Consider the following 17,443-nt stretch of genomic DNA (forward strand, 5'->3'; position numbering starts at 1 on the left):
ATGAAAACAATAATCAGCCTTCTTTTTATTGGAATCATTATTTCAGTAAGCAACGCACAGGATAAAATTCAGGAAAAACCCTTTTATATCCTTTTTGAAAACAATGTAGATGGTATGTTTAAAAAGACTGAAAATAATTCTGACAGCAGTTTTTACTATACGCCCAACCTTAACAGGGGTTTTTGGTTTGGTTTTCAGCCAATAGATGAAATGCAAATAATATCAAAACAATATTTCTATAGTAACCATAAAAATGAGCTCAAAGATATCGAATGGATAAGAGCCCTGATTGAAAATCGCCAAGATCCTTTACATGGAAAGAGAAACATTTATATTGTAGAAGAATTTGGTCAGGATAGTATCAAGCTAACCAGAACCAAACATTTCACTGTTATCGAATAATGCTGAAATAATATAGAACCGTTCTTTATGAATAAAGAACGGTTCCTGCTTTTATAAATTACAAATCGTATGAAAACAATATTATCCCGTTGGCGCGATTTTGTAAATCATGCCTCAGTCCGCAAGGCTGAAAATAGGTAAGAAAGCATTTTTATCAGAATAGTGATAGCCTCACCTTGAGTGAGACCATCACCGTTTTGCGCCGGCTACGCTTCTTTAGCTGGAGACTTTTTGCGTTCGATCCAATAATACGCAATGGGCAAAACCATAAGCGTTAAAAATGTAGAGGTTACCAGACCACCGATTACCACTGTTGCCAACGGGCGTTGCACCTCGGAACCGGGACCGGTATTAAACGCCATTGGAATAAAACCCAAACTCGCCACCAGCGCCGTCATCAACACCGGGCGTAAACGATCTACTGATCCTTCAATGATCAGCTTTTTGAGGTCGCCTTTTTTCTCCTTGCGTAACATATTTATATGGTCGACCAGCACGATACCATTAAGCACCGCAACCCCGAATAGAGCCACAAATCCAATACTTGCAGTTACCGACAAATACATTCCCCGAAGCCAGAGCAGGAACACTCCTCCCGACAAGGCAAATGGCAGGTTCAGCAAGATCAGAATTGCGTAGCGCATTTTACCAAAGTTCAGGTACATTAACCCGATAATGATAAAGATGGAAAGTGGCACTACGAGCATTAAGTGGCGCATGGCACGGCGCTGATTTTCGAATGTTCCGCCGTAATCGATAAAATAGCCTGACGGAATACTGGCGCTTTTATCGATCTGCTCCTGCAGTTGCGAAACATAGGTTCCCAGGTCAATGTCTTTTATGTTGATCCCAACGATTAAACGCCGCCAGCCATTTTCGCGCTGAATCTCGCGCGGGCCTTCCTGCAATTCGATATTCGCCACACGTTTTAAAGGAATATAACCACCACCCGGCAGATGCACCGGAGCCTCTGCAATTTTTGGTAACTGGTCGCGTATATTTTCGGGATAACGCACCACGATGCCGAAGTGTCGTTGTCCTTCGTACAATTGCCCGGCTTCCTGACCGCCAATACCGGCTTCAACTACTTTCTGCACATCATCCACATTTAAACCGAATGAGGCTACCGCTTCTCGATCGATATTTACGGTTAAGTAAGGTTGCCCCGCTGACTGCTCCACATAATAATTGTCAGTACCCGGTAAACCGGACAACAATGCCGAAATATTCTCACCAATTTCATCGAGCACATCTAAATCCTCTCCGTAAATTTTAACTGCCAGGTCGGATTTTACACCACTTGTTAACTCGTCAACCCGCATGGCAATTGGCTGGGTGAAGTTATATGCCAAACCCGGTTCGGTTTGCAAATAAGGTTCAATCCTGCTTATGATATCTTCTTTTGTTACGCCTTTCGACCATTCTTCGATGGGTTTAAGTACCACCCAAACATCGGTTTGATGCACGCCCATCCAGTCGTTGGCCAAATCCGAACGACCTGTTTTGGGAACCACGGTTTTAACTTCAGGAATATTTTCCATAATCTTTCCGGCCAGCCAATCGGCATTTTCCATCGATTCTTCCAACGTTACCGACGGCATCCTAACTTGTTCGATCAAAATAGATCCCTCATCCAATTCGGGCAGGAATTCCGTTCCCAACCGTGTCATTAAAAAAATCGAAACTAAAAAGATAGCCAAAGCTGAAGATCCCACAAACCAGATTTTGTTCATGTTCTTTTCCAGTCCTTTTTGGTAGCGCGGCCGCATCCATTCGATCAGGTAGTTTCGTCGTACTTTTACCTTTTTACGGAATACAACGGCCGACATAGCAGGAACAAAAATGAGTGCCAGCAACAAAGATCCAAACACAGCAGCTGCCACTGTTATCGCCATCGGGCGGAACAAAATACCTTCCATTCCCTTGAAGGTCATAATCGGAACATAAACCATCAGAATAATGAGTACACCAAAAAAGATGGGACGAACAACATGATTAGCCGCCTTTCGAATTATCTCATCTTTTGACTCTTTCTTATTCTTTTGCAGGTCGTGAACAATATTTTCCACCATTACCACCGAACCATCTACCACCATTCCAAAGTCGATCGCTCCCAAACTCATCAGGTTAGCAGCCAGACCAAATTCGCGCATTCCGATAAAGGCAAACAACATCGAGAACGGAATTACCATCGCAACAATCAGCGCTCCTGAAATTTCTCCCAAAAGCAAAAGCAACACAACAATTACCAAAAAACCACCTTCCAAAAGGTTGGTAGAAATGGTTGATGTTGTGCGTTCAATCAGATCCGACTGATCGTAAAATTTTTCAACGCTAACACCTTCCGGCAGACTCCGGTTTATTTCTTCAATTTTATCTTCGATCTCCGAAATTACTTCGCGGCCATTTCCTCCACGCAACATCATAACAATTCCGGTAATTACCTCACCTTTCCCGTCTTTGGTAACACCACCCTGCCTGATCTGCTTTCCTTCAACAACGCTTGCAATATCTTTTATAAAAATGGGCTTGTTATCAATGTTTTTTACGATGATATTCCGCACATCATCCATACTGGTAATTTGTCCAACTCCCCGAATAATGTACTGCTCGCCGTTGTGCTGAATGTAATTTCCGCCCGACACGCTGTTATTTTGTGCAATGGCATCCATCACTTCCGAAATACCGATACTGTAGGTGCGCAACAAACCCGGCTGAATGATAACATTGTACTGTTTTACAAATCCTCCAAACGAATTGATCTCCGTTACTCCCCGTACAATTTTTAATTGTGGGGCGATCAACCAGTCCTGAATTTCGCGCAGTTCCGACAGCGAATAATTTTCACCTTTAACTACGTACTGATATATTTCGCCCAATGCTGTTGAGATTGGCCCCAGTGAAGGACTTGAAACACCCGGAGGCAACTCATCGACAATGGATTGCAGCCGCTGACTTACGATCTGGCGGGCAAAATAAATATCTGTTCCCTCATCGAACTCAACGGTAACCGCCGAAAGTCCGAATTGTGAAATGGACCTAACTTCAGCCACATCGGGCAAACCGTTCATGGCCGTTTCTATGGGGTAACTTACCAGCTTCTCCACATCGAAAGGAGAATACCTGCCGGCTTTTGTAATCACCAAAACCTGCACCGGCGTAACATCCGGCTGCGAGTTAATGGGCAGGTTTATCAACGAAAAGTAGCCGGCAATAGCCATTAATACCACCAGGGATAAGGCTACGTATTTTTGACGAACACTAAATGAAATTATATTTTGAAGCATCAGCCGAGGATTTTTAAGGTTTTATTCTTCAGAAATGATATCGAAACGAGACAGCGCTTTCAGGCTAAAAACTTTTGTAACTGCCACTTCTTCGCCGGCCGTAAGCCCGGAGGCAACAAACACATAATCGCCTTTTATCTGATCCACTCCAATGGGCCGGCGTTCAAAAGTATTCGCATCTTTTTTCACAAAAACAATTGGCTGATCGCCATCATAAGTAAGCGCCTGTAACTGAATGGCCACTGTTTCTTTTTGCGACTCGGAAGTTATAGCCAACCGCAGGTTCTCCCCCGGTTTTGGCCAGCCATCTTCCGACGGTATGATAATATTCACCACTACCGAGCGGCTGGTTTCGTCAAGCCCCGGATTTACCGAAGTAATTTTCCCTTTTATTGTAACATCTTCCTGCTCGCGTTTCGAAATATCAACCGCATTACCCGGTTCCACCAATACCGCATCGCCGGGCGAAACATAACCTCGAATAAGCACCTCGTGTGTGTCGAGCACGCGGGAAAGGTTTTCCAACGCATTTACCGATTGCCCCAGTTCCACAAAATTCTTCTCAATTACACCATTTATCGGTGCCACAATTTTCAGTGTTGGTTCAACATTTCCTGATGCTGAAAATTTTTCAATTTCCGAATCTGGAACACCAACTGCCCGCAACTTGGCATAGGCCGCTTTTAACGACGCCGACGCCCGCTGGTATTCAGCTGTTGCCTGCTCTAATTCGCTGGTAGAACTAATTCGTTCTTCAACCAGTTGTTCCAAACGAGCCAGGCGGCTTTTCTGAAACGATTCCTGCGCATAAGCCTGCAAATATTCCGAAATCAGGTTCCCATATTCCAGACTTTGAATACGAAACAGTTCCTGGCCTTTATTCACCCAGCTGCCTTCGTAAACTTTAATGGCAGTTACCTGCCCGTTAATTGGCGTACTTATAATACTGGAATGCCCCGGTGACGGGAAAACAACGCCCGGCGCCAAAATCTGATGATCGACAAATTCGCTTTTTATCGCTTCCGTTTTTATCGAAAGTTCGTCGCGCTCTTTATCCGACAACTTGATTGTAACCACTTTTTCCGTTCCATCCTTTAACGATGGCGGAACATCGGTTTCAATCACTGCTTTTTCTTCTTTCGGCTCATTTCCTGAATTACAGGCGGCAAATGCGAAAAGGATCATTACAATTCCGAGGTGAATAAATTTGGCTTTCATATTTTTTGCTTGTGTATTGCTAATAGATTAATTCCTGATTGAGGTACTGCTCGAGGGCAGCCAATTGCATATAATAATCGCGGAGGGCAGTTAAATAACGCTGCTCACTTTTTAAATAGATCTGTTGCGCGTTCAACAATTCAAGGAGGTCAATTTCGCCCAGTTGGTAGGCTCGTAACGACATGCTCTGTAATTTCGAAGAACGCTCCTGCATCGAATCGTGATAACGGTTTACGATCGACCGGCTCACCGAATAATTGTGCCAGGCATATTCAATTTCCTTTTTCATGTTCAGCCGGATTTCCTTTTGGTTCCAGAGCAATTCCTCCTTTCGGGCGGTGGCCATTTGTATTTTTCCTTTCTGATCGAACGGATACCAAATTGGAATGCTTAAACCAACTTCGAAACCGTTAAAATCGTAGCCGGTTCCGTAATCCTGTTTGTATAAACTAAACCGAACATCGGGCAGAATGTTGCTTTTGGCTTCTTTCAGAAAATAATCGGAAGCATTCAGCATATTCATCGAAGCGCGGTAAGCAGGCTGCTCTTCCTGAACTGCCAGCGCCTGAATTTGCGAAATATCGATGTCGGTGGCATAAAGCGTGTCGGCAAACTGAATACTGTACTTCTGCTCTTCAACGGGCAATCCCATTACATTAAAAAGCCCGTAGCGTGCCTGGTGCAAAATCCACTCACTCTGGTCGAGATCATTCCGGGCTTCATCCAGCTGGATTTCGGCATTTGCCAAATCGATACCGTTTCCCAATCCCGTTTCAAACTTTGTATAAACAGCATTGTACAGGTCTTGAGCAAGCTTTAGCTGATTTTCGCGCGAGCGCTGCAGATAAAGCGCATACACCACTTCGATGTATTTACTTTTTACCTGCGAATTAATTTCCTTCTCTTTAGCAACAATAACATTTTGTTGCGCCTCCACTTCCTGCTTCAAAGCTTTTACACGATAAACCGACGTTAACGGGAAATCCACTTCCTGCGTTATGGCCACACGTTTTTCGGCAAACGGCGCCGTTGGATCATCGCTGATACCTTCTTTAAAATAACTGATTTCGGGAGCCGAAACGCCCGTGTTGGTTCTCCACTCGTTTTCTTTTTGAACCAAACGCGCCCGCATCTGGTTAAGCCCGGCATTTTTAGAAATAGCTTGTTCTACGGCCTGTTGAATAGTTAACAATTCGTCTTGTCCGTAAACACTACCAGCCAGAAATAACAGGAAAACTAAACTGAATTTTGTTAGTCTTATCATGGTTTTTTGAATTTACAATCAAGTTCTTGTGTATTAAGTTACAAAGACTTTCGCATTTTGTTTAACTAATAGCAGCAAAATTATTTATGACCCATAGTTAATAACAATGGTAACGATTGTAAACATTTGACACATTTTATTGAAAAAACCAGCACACCCGATGAAAGTAATTTTATACAGCATAATAATTTATGCCCGTTACCCCGGTGGTTTGCTCAATTATTCCTTCCCCGGTTCTGCCGGACCACTGTAAGGCGACACCAGTTTTCGCCCACGATATGAAAATCGTTTCGACATGTACGAAAGAATTTCGTTTGCTGTACTTTCAATGGGTTTATTGGAAACATTAATAACCGTAAATCCACCCCGGTCAAAAACAAACATGGCTTTCCGAATCTCTTCGCGCACGGCACGCTGATCGACATAGGATTCGACATGGTGATTCTCCCAACTGGCGATTCTTTTCTGACGATGTGCAAGTAACTGACTGGCTCCAATATGCAGGCCAAACACACGATTTGGATCAATTTGAAAAAGTTCATCGGGTGGCTGAACACCAGGCACCAGTGGTACATTTGCCACTTTCCAGCCATACATAGCCAGGTATACACTAAGCGGGGTTTTTCCGGCACGCGAAACACCGGTTAAAATTATTTCGGCATTACGTAAACGTTCGGGACTCATCCCGTCGTCTTGCGACAGCGTAAATTCTATTGAATCGATCCGATCGAAATACTGGTGGTTGATTTCGCGGTATAATCCCGGATGCACCATTGGCTCTACATCAAGCGTATCATCTAAATAGTTGGCCAGTTCACCCATTAAATCAATCACCCGAACCTTAAATTCTTCTCCCAGCTCATTGATTTTGTGTCGCAGGTCAGGGTTAACCATCGTATGAGCAATCAGTCCGTTATCGGCCTTAGCTTTCATGATAATATCGAAAACCTCGTCTTCGGTGGTCACTCTTCCGATAATCTCTACCGGAATTTTGTTTTCAGGATACTGAATTAATAAAGCCTGAACCAGGTTGTTACCGGCGATTCCTGTTCCGCCAGATACAACATAAATTGGTGCCGGTGAAGTTTTGCTCATAACGCTGCGCTTATCTTTTAAAGGGAACAAACAGAATAAGAACTTAGTTTATCACAAAAGCAAATTGAATTAACCCCTAAAGCCCCTGAAGGGGACTAGCTCCCCTTTAGGGGTTGGGGATAAGCGGCATTATTCCGGTTTTAATTGCATTTCAAAACGGGCGTTATTTTCTACATTTTGTTTTGAAAACAGATCCGGATGATAGTCGTTATCGAGGTATTTCGCGGTCTGATCGAGATAGAAGTCACTGGCCGGAATACCACTTGTCCCGGTTGGAATAATTGTCTCCGAATCGTCCCAGTTAGCTGTGCTGAAAATGTGTCGGTGTGATGCGCCGTGCACGGTTTCATACAAATTTTTGTACGAATACGAGTACGGGCATATGGTATGAAAACTTCCGGGTACCTCAAAAGGTCCACGGTTAAGTTTTAGTGCTTTATCCAAAACCGAAACAACGCCGAGCGGATGTTTTAAAGTGAACGAATGAATACTGCCCCACTTCCACAGTTCTACCTCAGTCCCAAATTTGTTAGTAAGATCAGCTACGGTTTCTTTGAATGATTGTGCAATAATATCATCAAAAGTTTCTATTTTATCAGTCATAACATTGTCGGTCCATTGCGATTGTCCTTCTGCCAACAGGTTTATCATCAGGTTTTGTAATAACATTTTCTGCCCTAACATTCCCTCAAATAATTCCGGCGACAGCTCATCTTTTACCAAGTTCTCCATCGATTTTCGGTACAGAATTTCAAAAATGGAAGCCGCCTGACTTTCGCGTGTAAGATTATAATCCCAGCTTTTTAATTTGCTGAAAGCCGCTTGTTCCGTTTCATTTAAATCCGATTGTTTTTTAAGCGATTCAACAAAAATCGGTGTCATCTGCTCTGCCGTTTTCGATTTCCAATCGCTTTGCATGGCTTTAAAGTCGTCGATACCCAGCTTCTCTTTTGCATCCAGCATTTCCCTTATCCTGTTGATGCGGCCTGGCATTGAAAACCAGTGACTGATGTAATAAGGATAATCATCGGGTACGGTTTTGTTATTGGCCGACGACACGTATCCCCTTTCCGGATTTAACTCGTAAGGCAGTTTCTCAAACGGCACCAAACCCTGCCAGTCGTATTTACTGCTGTCGCCCGGATAGATCTGAATACCCGAACCTTCGCGAATGGGTACTCCGGCGCTGCATTGCAAACCGATATTTCCTTTCACATCGGCGTAAACCACATTCTGGCTCACCGATATAAAAGTGCTCATGGCATCACGAAAATCGCTCCAGTTATTGGCACGGTTCAACAGGAAAACAGTGCGGATCTCGTTACTCATTTCATTGCCCAGCCAACGAATAGACAAGGGCGTTTCTTTTTCCTTTTTCATTCGATTCACCATCGGACCGCGGTGCGTGAACTTCAGTTCCTCTTCAAACTCCTCTCCTTCCTTGGTTTTTATGATTTCCTTTTTAATCAGTAAATCATGCCAGGCACCATCGAACCTGTATTTTGTTGAATCTTCGTTTAATTTCTCCGCATAAAAATCGAGATCGTCTACCATAACGTTGGTCATTCCCCAGGCAATGCTGTCGTTGTGTCCGCAAATCACAAACGGCTGACCCGGAACCACAAGACCTGTGACACTCCTTTTTCCCTCAACAACCTGGTGCATCTGGTACCAGATTCCCGGAGCGAATAAACCCAGATGCATGTCGTTAGCCAGAAGTGGCATTCCGGTTTGGCTTTTTTTGTCTGCAACCGCCCAGTTATTACTTCCGTTAAAAATCTCTGCACCCAGTTTCGTTAAATTTTCGGTAGCAGATAACAGAGTCTTCGATGCCTCAATTTCGATCTTCCCAAATTCAGGGTAGATTGCTGTTTTATGATTTTTAAGATCGGGAATCAGCTCGGCAATTTTCTCATCAGAAACTTCTGCACGCAACTGGTGCAGGAAATACTCGCTTCCCCATCCCATTGATAAATCCCACGACATGTAGCCAATCAGGTTGATACAATGCACCGGTTCCCACATTTCAGGTTTATACTGCAACACCTTAAATTCGGGTGGCAGCGGATATTTTCTGATGTATTGATTTATACCATCGGAATACGCTTCGAGCGCAGCAACAATTTCCGGCGATGAAGTTGCCAATATCTTTTCCGATTTTTCCTGAATACGAAGTGCACGCATCATCAGGTCGGTTTCCAGCTGGTCTTTTCCTAAGATTTCAGATAAACGCCCCTGTGTTACCCGCCGCAGCAAATCCATTTGCCACAGCCGGTCTTGTGCCATGGCAAAACCCACAGCACGGTACAAATCAGTTTCGTTTTCGGCGTAAATATGCGGAATGGCATGCTCATCGCGAAATATGGAAACCGGTCTACGGAGTCCTTCCAGTTTCAGGTCCTCGTTATAATCGGGCACTGCCGAAGTTTTGATATTTTGCAACACAAAGAAACCAACAACTAAAGCAAGAACAAGGAAGCCAAGCACCCCCAACAAAACACGTTTTAAGGTATTCATTTGAAATTGATTTTTTGGAACGGATGGATTACTCTCCGAATTTTCTATATTTAATCCTTAAAAATAATTCAAAATCAGACATTATGAAGAAGCTTGTAATTCTTTTTTTCCTTGGAGTTTATGCTTTGGCAGGTTTTGCTCAAGAGGCCGATCAAATTGTTGGCATTTGGTGGAACGATGAAAAAACTACCAAAATTGAAGTTGAAAAACAGGATGGAAAGTACATTGGAACCATCGTTTATATGATTCCTGAAAAATATGAAAACGGACAACCTCCGAAAGACGATGAAAATCCGGATCCGGCATTACGCGACCGGTCGATAATTGGTATACAAATTTTGAGTGGGTTTGAATACGATGCAAAAAAAGAAGAGTGGAAAAACGGCACTATTTACGACCCAAAATCGGGGAAAACATACGACTGCTATAGTTGGATGGAAAACAAGGATGTATTAAATCTTAAAGGTTTTGTTGCCGGAATACGAATGTTGGGCCGCAGCTCGGAGTGGTATCGAACAACGCTTTAGTTGTACATAGTTGTCATTTCGAAGGAGGCACGACTGAGAAATCTGTTTCTTAAATCATACAGATTTCTCCTCATTCTTCGTCGAAATGACAGCATTTGATGAACTCAAAAATTACCCCGAAACCTGAACATCAAAACCTTCTTCGCGAACTCTTTCTGCTATGGAATTCAGATCTTCCAACGAAACTTTTTCAAGTGTTTCAATTGGGGTATCGCGGGCAATCGTATAAATCATTACCTGCAGTGGTTTTATTTTTTTTAGCAAATCAATCCATGCCGAAATCTCTTTTTCAGTGGTATTATCAACGGTTTTGCCTTTATAAGTTCCGCGCACAAACATGGTTTGAATAATCACCTTTCCGTTAAAAGCAATCAATTGTTCGATGGTATCCGAGAGCTTGAAATTCCCTTTTGGGCAATCCAGCAACTTTACGGTTTCTTCAAAAGCCGAATCCAGTTTCTGAATGTTGTCTTTTATTTTCAATAAAGCCTCAAAAACCGATTTGCGGTGAATCATAGTTGCATTGGAAAGCACAGCAATTCGGGCATCCGGAGTGATCTCGTTGCGCAAGGCAATAGTGTCGTCAATAATTCCGGCAAACTCGGGATGCAAGGTTGGCTCACCATTTCCGGCAAAAGTAATCACATCGGGCAGTTCATTGGCAGCAACCATTTCGTGCAGTTTAACTTCCAGTCGCATTTTCACATCAGCCCGTGATGGGAATGACACTTTTTCCTTGTACTCGCCCGGTGTAAAACCACACTCGCAATAAATACAGTCGAACGAACAAACTTTGGCTTCGGTAGGCAGTAAATTTATACCCAGCGAAACACCCAAACGGCGGCTTTTTACCGGCCCAAATATTATTTTATCGAATAAAAATGTTGCCATAGAATAGATCTTTACAGTTAATAAATCACTGAAAAGGTTTGATTTTTAAAGGAAAGTCAGGCATTGCCTGCTGAACAAAATCTCGTTTTTTACCAATTACTGGATCTCAAAGGTTGTTTCGCCAATTTCGTTTCCATCGGCAAACAGGTTAATGGTATAAGTTCCCGGCATCAATTCAGGTTCGTTGGTATTGTCCCAGAAAATAGCCACCGGTAAATCCTGTCCTTCGTAAACTACCTCGCGCATTGCCGAATATTGAATTTTCAAATCTTCAAACTGAAAAACATCGTTTTCCGACTTCACCATTAACAGCTGATCGGGGCGCATAATTCGCACATATATATTTTTTGGACCTCGTTTGGTTGTCGTGTTCTGACCCAAAACAAAGTAAATACGCAATTTGGCAGTACGTTTGGCAAATTTGGTTTCCTTGCTTCTCTCATTTAAGGCCGTTGCTGTCAACTCGCGGGCTTCGAGCATAGCCGCACGTTTCAGGTTTTGTTGCAGCCGCTCTTTTTCCTGGTTAAGCTGTTGGTTGTGTTGTTCAACCTCTTTGTATTGCTGTTTTACCTCGCGGTTTTCGGCCATCAGCTCTTCGTTACGCCGGTTAAGCGAATCAATTTGTACCACAAAATCGCGCATAATTCCGCGCAAAGTGGTTACCTGTTTTTGGTAGTCTGAAATTTTCGAGAAGCTTACTTTTTTGGTCTGCTCCACTTCAATCAGCAAATCTTTAACCTTGTTTTGTGCCACAAACAGCTGTTCGCTAATTGTATCGTTTTCGGTTTTTAATGAATCGTAACTGGCAGCAATTTCGGTTAACTGATATTGAATGGAGTCTTTTTCAGCCGTGATTTCGTGCATTATCACTTTATGATCGCGTCGTTGCAAAAAGAACAACACTAACACTACGGCCAATACCACAGCAAGAACAACAACAATTATATTGTTTCTCATGTCTTTCGAATCTTTCTGCATTGCATCAATCTGACTACTCATAAACTTTATTTTTTTGTTCTGCCACCATTTAAAACGAAACAAAAATAACAATCTTTTATGCGGTGGCAAATCCGTTCAACAAATCAGTGTTTTTTATTGAATTTTAAGAAAAATGGTAAAAACAAAATTAAGATAAACAAGTGCGAACACGATTACAATTATTTTGTTTGAATAGACTAAACATTGATTATTATGAAATTTAAAATACTTTCCCTAAGTCTGCTTTTGCTTTTTATTTCGCCATTTCTCTTTGCGCAGAACGAACATTACGATGCCGTAATTATCGGGCACGTAGTTTCAAAAGGCCAGCATATTCCATTCGTAAATATTTATCTTGACGGAACCAACTACGGAACCACAACCGATGTTACCGGCCACTACATGATGGTCGACCTTCCTATCGGAGAGTTTACTATTGTTGCCAAGATGATTGGCTACAAGGAAAGCAAAAAACAGGTGGTTTTAAAGGCCGGTGAAACCGTTGAGGTTAAATTTGACCTGGAAGAAGACGTCATTCACATGGACGAAGTGGTAATTACCGGTACAAAAACATTTAAACGGCAAACCGAAAGTGCTGTGATTGTTAATGTATTGGATGCCCAGACCATTGAAAAAGTAGCGGCACAAACCATTGCTGAATCACTGAGTTTTCAACCCGGATTGCGCATGGAAACCGACTGCCAAACCTGTAATTACACCCAGTTACGAATGAACGGCTTGGGCGGTGCTTATAGCCAGATATTAATTAACGGCCGCTCTGTTTTTAGTCCGCTTATCGGACTTTACGGCCTCGAGCAATTGCCCACCGAAATGGTTGAACGTATTGAAGTTGTTCGCGGCGGAGCCTCTGCTCTGTACGGATCAAGCGCCATTGGCGGAACGGTAAATATCATTACCAAATTGCCGCAGCGAAATTCGTATGAAGTTACATCAAACAATTCTATTATCGGCAGCGATGCACTTGACTATAATGTAAGTGCTACACTAACCGCTTTATCGCAAAAACGAAATGCCGGAATGTCGATGTATGCTTTTCATCGCCAGCGTGACGCTTTTGATGCCAACGACGATAATTTCTCGGAGTTGCCGGAGATAAAAAATAATTCGTTTGGAATAAATTCCTTCTTCCAAATCGACGAAGACCAGAAGATTGAAGCCAATTTCTCGAGCACATACGAATACCGCTATGGCGGGGAAATGATTGACGGGCCGGCCTATCAGGCAAAACAATCGGAAGAACGGACGCATAATGTTTTAATGGGTGGAATTGATTACACTTACAACCCGACAATGCGCACCAGCTTTGTTCTTTACTCTGCCGGCCAATACACGCAACGCGACCATTTTACCGGCATTGCACCCGATGGCGGACAGGAATTACAAGACTATAACAATGCGCCACCTTACGGCGATTCAAAAAACTCAACCTTCCAGTTTGGAGCCCAGTTAAACCACGCCATAAACGATTTTGTTGGCGCCGGAACCAACATACTTACTTTTGGTACCGAGTTTATTTACGACGATGTTTTTGATGAAATTACGGCTTACGATTATTTGATCGATCAGCAAACCAAAAACTTTGGTGCATTTATTCAAAGTGATTGGTCGATTACCCAAAAAACAACGCTGCTGGCCGGAGTGCGTGCCGACAAACATAATTTTGTTGATAAACTGATTTTGAATCCACGTGTTTCCTTGCTTTTAAAACCCGATTCGTACACACAATTACGCCTGTCGTGGTCGACCGGATTTCGTGCGCCACAGGCTTTTGATGCGGATATGCACATTGCTTTTGCAGGCGGTGGAATTCAAACCATCGAACTGGCCGACAATCTGGAAGAAGAACGTTCGCAAAGTTTAAGTGCGTCGCTAAATTGGGATAAACCCACCGAAAAACACATTATTGGATTTACTCTGGAAGGCTTTTACACTCAGCTAAAAGATGCTTTTGTTTTAGAAGAAGTTGGAACCGATAACGCCGGAAATTCGTTGATGGAAAAAAGCAACGGCGGGAAAAGCCAGGTTTACGGTGCTACTTTTGAAGCGCGCGCCAATTTCGACCGCAAACTACAAATTGAGGGAGGAATAACTGTACAAAGCAGTGAATACGACAACGCGATTCAATGGTCAGAGGAATTACCGGGTGAGAAAAAGTATTTGCGTACTCCCGAAACTTACGGCTATTACACTCTAACCTGGACTCCAACGAACCGGTTCAGCGCATCGCTGTCAGGAGTGTACACCGGAACTATGCTGGTTCCTCATTACGGGTTGGCCGGCGATGCTGGGACGATCGATCAGGACGTTCTTTTTGATTCGCCATCGTTTATGGAAAACAACGTAAAAGTAGGTTACACTTTCGAGTTAAAACGAATCGATTCATCGGTTGAATTATTTGGCGGCGTAAGCAACATGTTCGATAATTACCAGGATGATTTCGACAAAGGTAAAAACCGCGACAGTGGTTATGTGTACGGCCCGGCAAAACCAAGGTCGGTTTTCTTTGGTATTAAGTTATTTAACTAGAAAACACAGTCGCCAAATTAAGATTATATACCCTCTCTCCTGTCTCTCCCTTCACAGAAGGGAAAGACGATTAGCCTCCAAAGGAATCGCCGTATGAGAATACATTGATTTGAAATTGCTACGAACCACAGGCCAATCGTCCTATCTTGCTGGCAGGGAAGGATAAGAGGATGGGTACGAATAAAACATCCGGCTACGTTGCAAACCAAAAAAAGCTGCCCGGCACATTCGTCGGGCAGCCTTAAAGCATGTATTTAAAAGTCTAATACAAGCTTCCGATCTTTATCCCAAAATAAATAGTTCTTGGAGATAATGGTCCATACACATACGATGGATCGCGATCGATGCCTGTATCAAAATCTTCCTGATAACTGTTAAAGATATTTTTTACACCTCCATTCAGCTCCACTTTCATATAATCCGACAAGCGGAAATGGTAACAGAGTTTTATTCCTGTATCAAAAAACGAATCGCTTTCGCGAAGCTCACCAACTTCAGGATTTGCTAGTTCCGGGCCAAAATACGGCACCAGCATTTTCCCGGTGTAATTTCCGGTAAGCGCAATATCAAAAACAGGTGTCGGGCTAATATTTGCACTTAGATAACCGTAGGTATTTGGCGTTCTGAAAAAGCGCTTTTCGCCAAATTCCTGTTCGGCCTCAAATTCACTTTTCTGAATGGTAAATCCCGATTGCAATTGGAATTTCTGCGATGGCGACGCGTTCAATTCAATATTAATTCCCTGCACGCGGGCACCGTCTTCGGCATTTACACGGGTGTAAACTACAGTTCCGTTTTCATCGGGCGTGCCGTATTCGTTGGCAAACGGATCAACCAATTGAGTGTAAAATCCTTCTACCAACAGCTGGTATTGCCAATCGCCAAACTCGTTAGAATAATCGAGCGAGGCTGTAAAACTGTTTGACGATTCCTGTTTCAGGTTCGGATCGTTTTCGTGAAGCACTTTTCTCGATCCCGACGTTTCAATGTGAAGGTCTTCATCAAAAATCTGCGGTGCTCGGAAACCACGCCCAAAACTACTTCTGAACTGCAGATGTTCAGCAATATTGTACAGCAAACTCACTCGCGGACTTATTACATCGCCATTCACATCGTCGTTGTTTTCAATTTTTTCTTCGATGTTGTAATGATCGAAACGCAAACCGGCACTAAAAACCACTTTATCAGTTTTCCACTCCGATTGCAAAAATGCGCCGTAATTGGTCATTCCCTGGTCGGCAATTTGAGTATTTCCGTAGTGCACATCCTCCGCAGCATCGTAGTAGCCCAGTTTTTCATCTTTCAATGAACTACCGCTTGTTTCTATTCCTGAAGTAATTGTTGCCGGAGAAAACAACAGGTAGTCAATATTTCGAATGTATTGCAAACCCGCGGCATAAGTTAAATCTTCGGTGTGGCCATATGCCGACGGATCTTGCTCGGCGCCGTAATACGAACCGCGGTCAACCCCCTGCATTGATATAAAAGCCGAGAATTTATCGTTATCGCGAAGCAGCAGATCGAAATTCAACGCTCCCGAATTAATCTGGTGCTGCACACTTTCCGAAATATCAGACTCGTGCAGCGGAAGCTCGAATTTATTTCCTCCACGGCGGTCTTCATTTATATTAAAATAATCGACAGTAATTTTTCCACGGCTCGCCACACGCTGGTAAAAACGGGCCCCGATGGTTGTATTGTTGATGCTTGCCAACTCCGAATATCCATCGCCGTTGGCATCAAAAGGATCGCGTTTGCGGTGAAATCCAAAAATGCTCATCCCGGTTTTATAATCGTCGGTTACAATCGAACCGTTAATGTTAATATTGTAATCGCTGGCTGCATCGTAGTCGCCTCCGGCGCCCACAAAACTATTGTTTACAGAGGTTTCGAAACTATTTGTTACCGGATCTTTTGTAATCAGGTTTATGGTTCCGGCAATAGCGTTACTTCCATACATCGACGAACCGCCACCGCGAATAACTTCTACCCGCTCAATCATGTTGGCTGGAATCAACTCCAGACCATAAACACCGGCCAATCCGCTAAAAACCGGGCGCGAGTTAATCAGAATCTGTGAGTACGGTCCTTCCAGTCCGTTCATACGTACCTGCGAAAAACCACAGTTCTGGCAGTTGTTCTCCATACGTAATCCGGGCGAAAAATTCAGTCCTTCGCTTAGCGTAACACTTTGCACACGGTCGAATAATTTTGGATTGATACTGTTTACAATTGTTGGCGTTTCTTTGCGGCTTTTGGCATTTCTGTCGGCCGAAACCACCACCTGTTCAATACCGATGTTATCAGGTTCCAGTTCGGCCAAAATGGTAACACTTGTTTTGGCTTCCATCTTCACTTCTTTCTCAAAAGTTTGGTAGCCAATGGCCGAAATTACAACCACTTGTTTTCCAAGCGGCAAATGGCTCATTTTAAAATGCCCGGTGGCATCGGCTGCAGTACCAATGGTAGTTCCTTTAATGGTTACAGTTGCAAACGGAATATGTTCTTCGCCCGATTTTACATCGCCAAAAAGCATGGCATCGGTTTTATTTTTATTGTCGTTCTCAGGCTCTTCTGCCGAGACAATCTGAAATGAAAAAAATAGCAATAGAATTGCATATATGGGTTTCATAATCTTTGTAATATGTTGTTTTCAAACTACTAAATCTGTTTTTTTTAAAAAGCGACAAATCATCGCTTCATCCATCGGCAAAACA

Annotated in this window: 11 protein-coding genes; 3 read left to right on the plus strand and 8 right to left on the minus strand. The window is 43.1% G+C overall.

What is annotated here, in order from left to right:
- Positions 1-402, plus strand: a complete 402-nt coding sequence (locus tag G4420_RS04740) for a hypothetical protein (protein ID WP_163322408.1) — start codon at positions 1-3, stop codon at positions 400-402.
- Between the two features lie 206 nt (positions 403-608).
- Here G4420_RS04740 and G4420_RS04745 read toward each other — a convergent pair whose 3' ends face one another.
- From G4420_RS04745 to G4420_RS04765, 5 genes are all read right to left on the minus strand, one after another.
- Positions 609-3,689 carry an efflux RND transporter permease subunit gene (locus G4420_RS04745; protein ID WP_163322409.1) on the minus strand — a complete coding sequence of 1,027 codons (3,081 nt, stop codon included), beginning with the start codon at positions 3,687-3,689 and terminating at the stop codon, positions 609-611.
- 21 nt (positions 3,690-3,710) lie between these two features.
- Entirely contained in the window at positions 3,711-4,907 is a 1,197-nt protein-coding gene (locus tag G4420_RS04750; protein WP_163322410.1) for an efflux RND transporter periplasmic adaptor subunit, read from the minus strand.
- A 19-nt stretch (positions 4,908-4,926) separates the two neighbouring features.
- Positions 4,927-6,171, minus strand: coding sequence for a TolC family protein (locus G4420_RS04755; protein WP_163322411.1), 1,245 nt, complete (start codon positions 6,169-6,171; stop codon positions 4,927-4,929).
- A gap of 219 nt (positions 6,172-6,390) precedes the next feature.
- On the minus strand, positions 6,391-7,266 hold the full coding sequence (locus G4420_RS04760) for a pyruvate, water dikinase regulatory protein (protein ID WP_163322412.1): 876 nt from the start codon (positions 7,264-7,266) through the stop codon (positions 6,391-6,393).
- Positions 7,267-7,395: 129 nt separating this feature from the next.
- Positions 7,396-9,783 carry a penicillin acylase family protein gene (locus G4420_RS04765; RefSeq protein WP_163322413.1) on the minus strand — a complete coding sequence of 796 codons (2,388 nt, stop codon included), beginning with the start codon at positions 9,781-9,783 and terminating at the stop codon, positions 7,396-7,398.
- An 83-nt stretch (positions 9,784-9,866) separates the two neighbouring features.
- On the opposite strand from G4420_RS04765, the gene G4420_RS04770 reads away from it, so the two are divergent.
- Complete coding sequence (locus G4420_RS04770) at positions 9,867-10,310, plus strand: DUF2147 domain-containing protein (RefSeq protein ID WP_163322414.1); 444 nt, start codon at positions 9,867-9,869, stop codon at positions 10,308-10,310.
- 111 nt (positions 10,311-10,421) lie between these two features.
- Here G4420_RS04770 and G4420_RS04775 read toward each other — a convergent pair whose 3' ends face one another.
- Both G4420_RS04775 and G4420_RS04780 read right to left on the minus strand, forming a co-directional pair.
- A complete protein-coding gene (locus G4420_RS04775; protein WP_163322415.1) occupies positions 10,422-11,201 on the minus strand; it encodes a radical SAM protein in 780 nt (259 codons plus the stop codon).
- 96 nt (positions 11,202-11,297) lie between these two features.
- On the minus strand, positions 11,298-12,200 hold the full coding sequence (locus G4420_RS04780; protein WP_163322416.1) for a hypothetical protein: 903 nt from the start codon (positions 12,198-12,200) through the stop codon (positions 11,298-11,300).
- Positions 12,201-12,392: 192 nt separating this feature from the next.
- Between G4420_RS04780 and G4420_RS04785 the strand changes: the two genes are divergently transcribed.
- Positions 12,393-14,726, plus strand: a complete 2,334-nt coding sequence (locus G4420_RS04785) for a TonB-dependent receptor (protein ID WP_204273594.1) — start codon at positions 12,393-12,395, stop codon at positions 14,724-14,726.
- Positions 14,727-14,988: 262 nt separating this feature from the next.
- On the opposite strand, the gene G4420_RS04790 is transcribed toward G4420_RS04785, so the two are convergent.
- Positions 14,989-17,358, minus strand: a complete 2,370-nt coding sequence (locus tag G4420_RS04790) for a TonB-dependent receptor (protein WP_163322418.1) — start codon at positions 17,356-17,358, stop codon at positions 14,989-14,991.
- Positions 17,359-17,443: the final 85 nt, after the last annotated feature.

The organism is Draconibacterium mangrovi, assembly GCF_010586825.1.
GTDB classification, from domain to species: domain Bacteria; phylum Bacteroidota; class Bacteroidia; order Bacteroidales; family Prolixibacteraceae; genus Draconibacterium; species Draconibacterium mangrovi.

Coding starts and splice junctions, on each gene's coding strand:
- G4420_RS04740 (WP_163322408.1), top strand. CDS start 1: ATGAAAACAATAATCAGCCTTCTTTTTATTGGAATCATTATTTCAGTA.
- G4420_RS04745 (WP_163322409.1), bottom strand. CDS start 3,689: ATGCTTCAAAATATAATTTCATTTAGTGTTCGTCAAAAATACGTAGCC.
- G4420_RS04750 (WP_163322410.1), bottom strand. CDS start 4,907: ATGAAAGCCAAATTTATTCACCTCGGAATTGTAATGATCCTTTTCGCA.
- G4420_RS04755 (WP_163322411.1), bottom strand. CDS start 6,171: ATGATAAGACTAACAAAATTCAGTTTAGTTTTCCTGTTATTTCTGGCT.
- G4420_RS04760 (WP_163322412.1), bottom strand. CDS start 7,266: ATGAGCAAAACTTCACCGGCACCAATTTATGTTGTATCTGGCGGAACA.
- G4420_RS04765 (WP_163322413.1), bottom strand. CDS start 9,783: ATGAATACCTTAAAACGTGTTTTGTTGGGGGTGCTTGGCTTCCTTGTT.
- G4420_RS04770 (WP_163322414.1), top strand. CDS start 9,867: ATGAAGAAGCTTGTAATTCTTTTTTTCCTTGGAGTTTATGCTTTGGCA.
- G4420_RS04775 (WP_163322415.1), bottom strand. CDS start 11,201: ATGGCAACATTTTTATTCGATAAAATAATATTTGGGCCGGTAAAAAGC.
- G4420_RS04780 (WP_163322416.1), bottom strand. CDS start 12,200: ATGAGTAGTCAGATTGATGCAATGCAGAAAGATTCGAAAGACATGAGA.
- G4420_RS04785 (WP_204273594.1), top strand. CDS start 12,393: ATGAAATTTAAAATACTTTCCCTAAGTCTGCTTTTGCTTTTTATTTCG.
- G4420_RS04790 (WP_163322418.1), bottom strand. CDS start 17,358: ATGAAACCCATATATGCAATTCTATTGCTATTTTTTTCATTTCAGATT.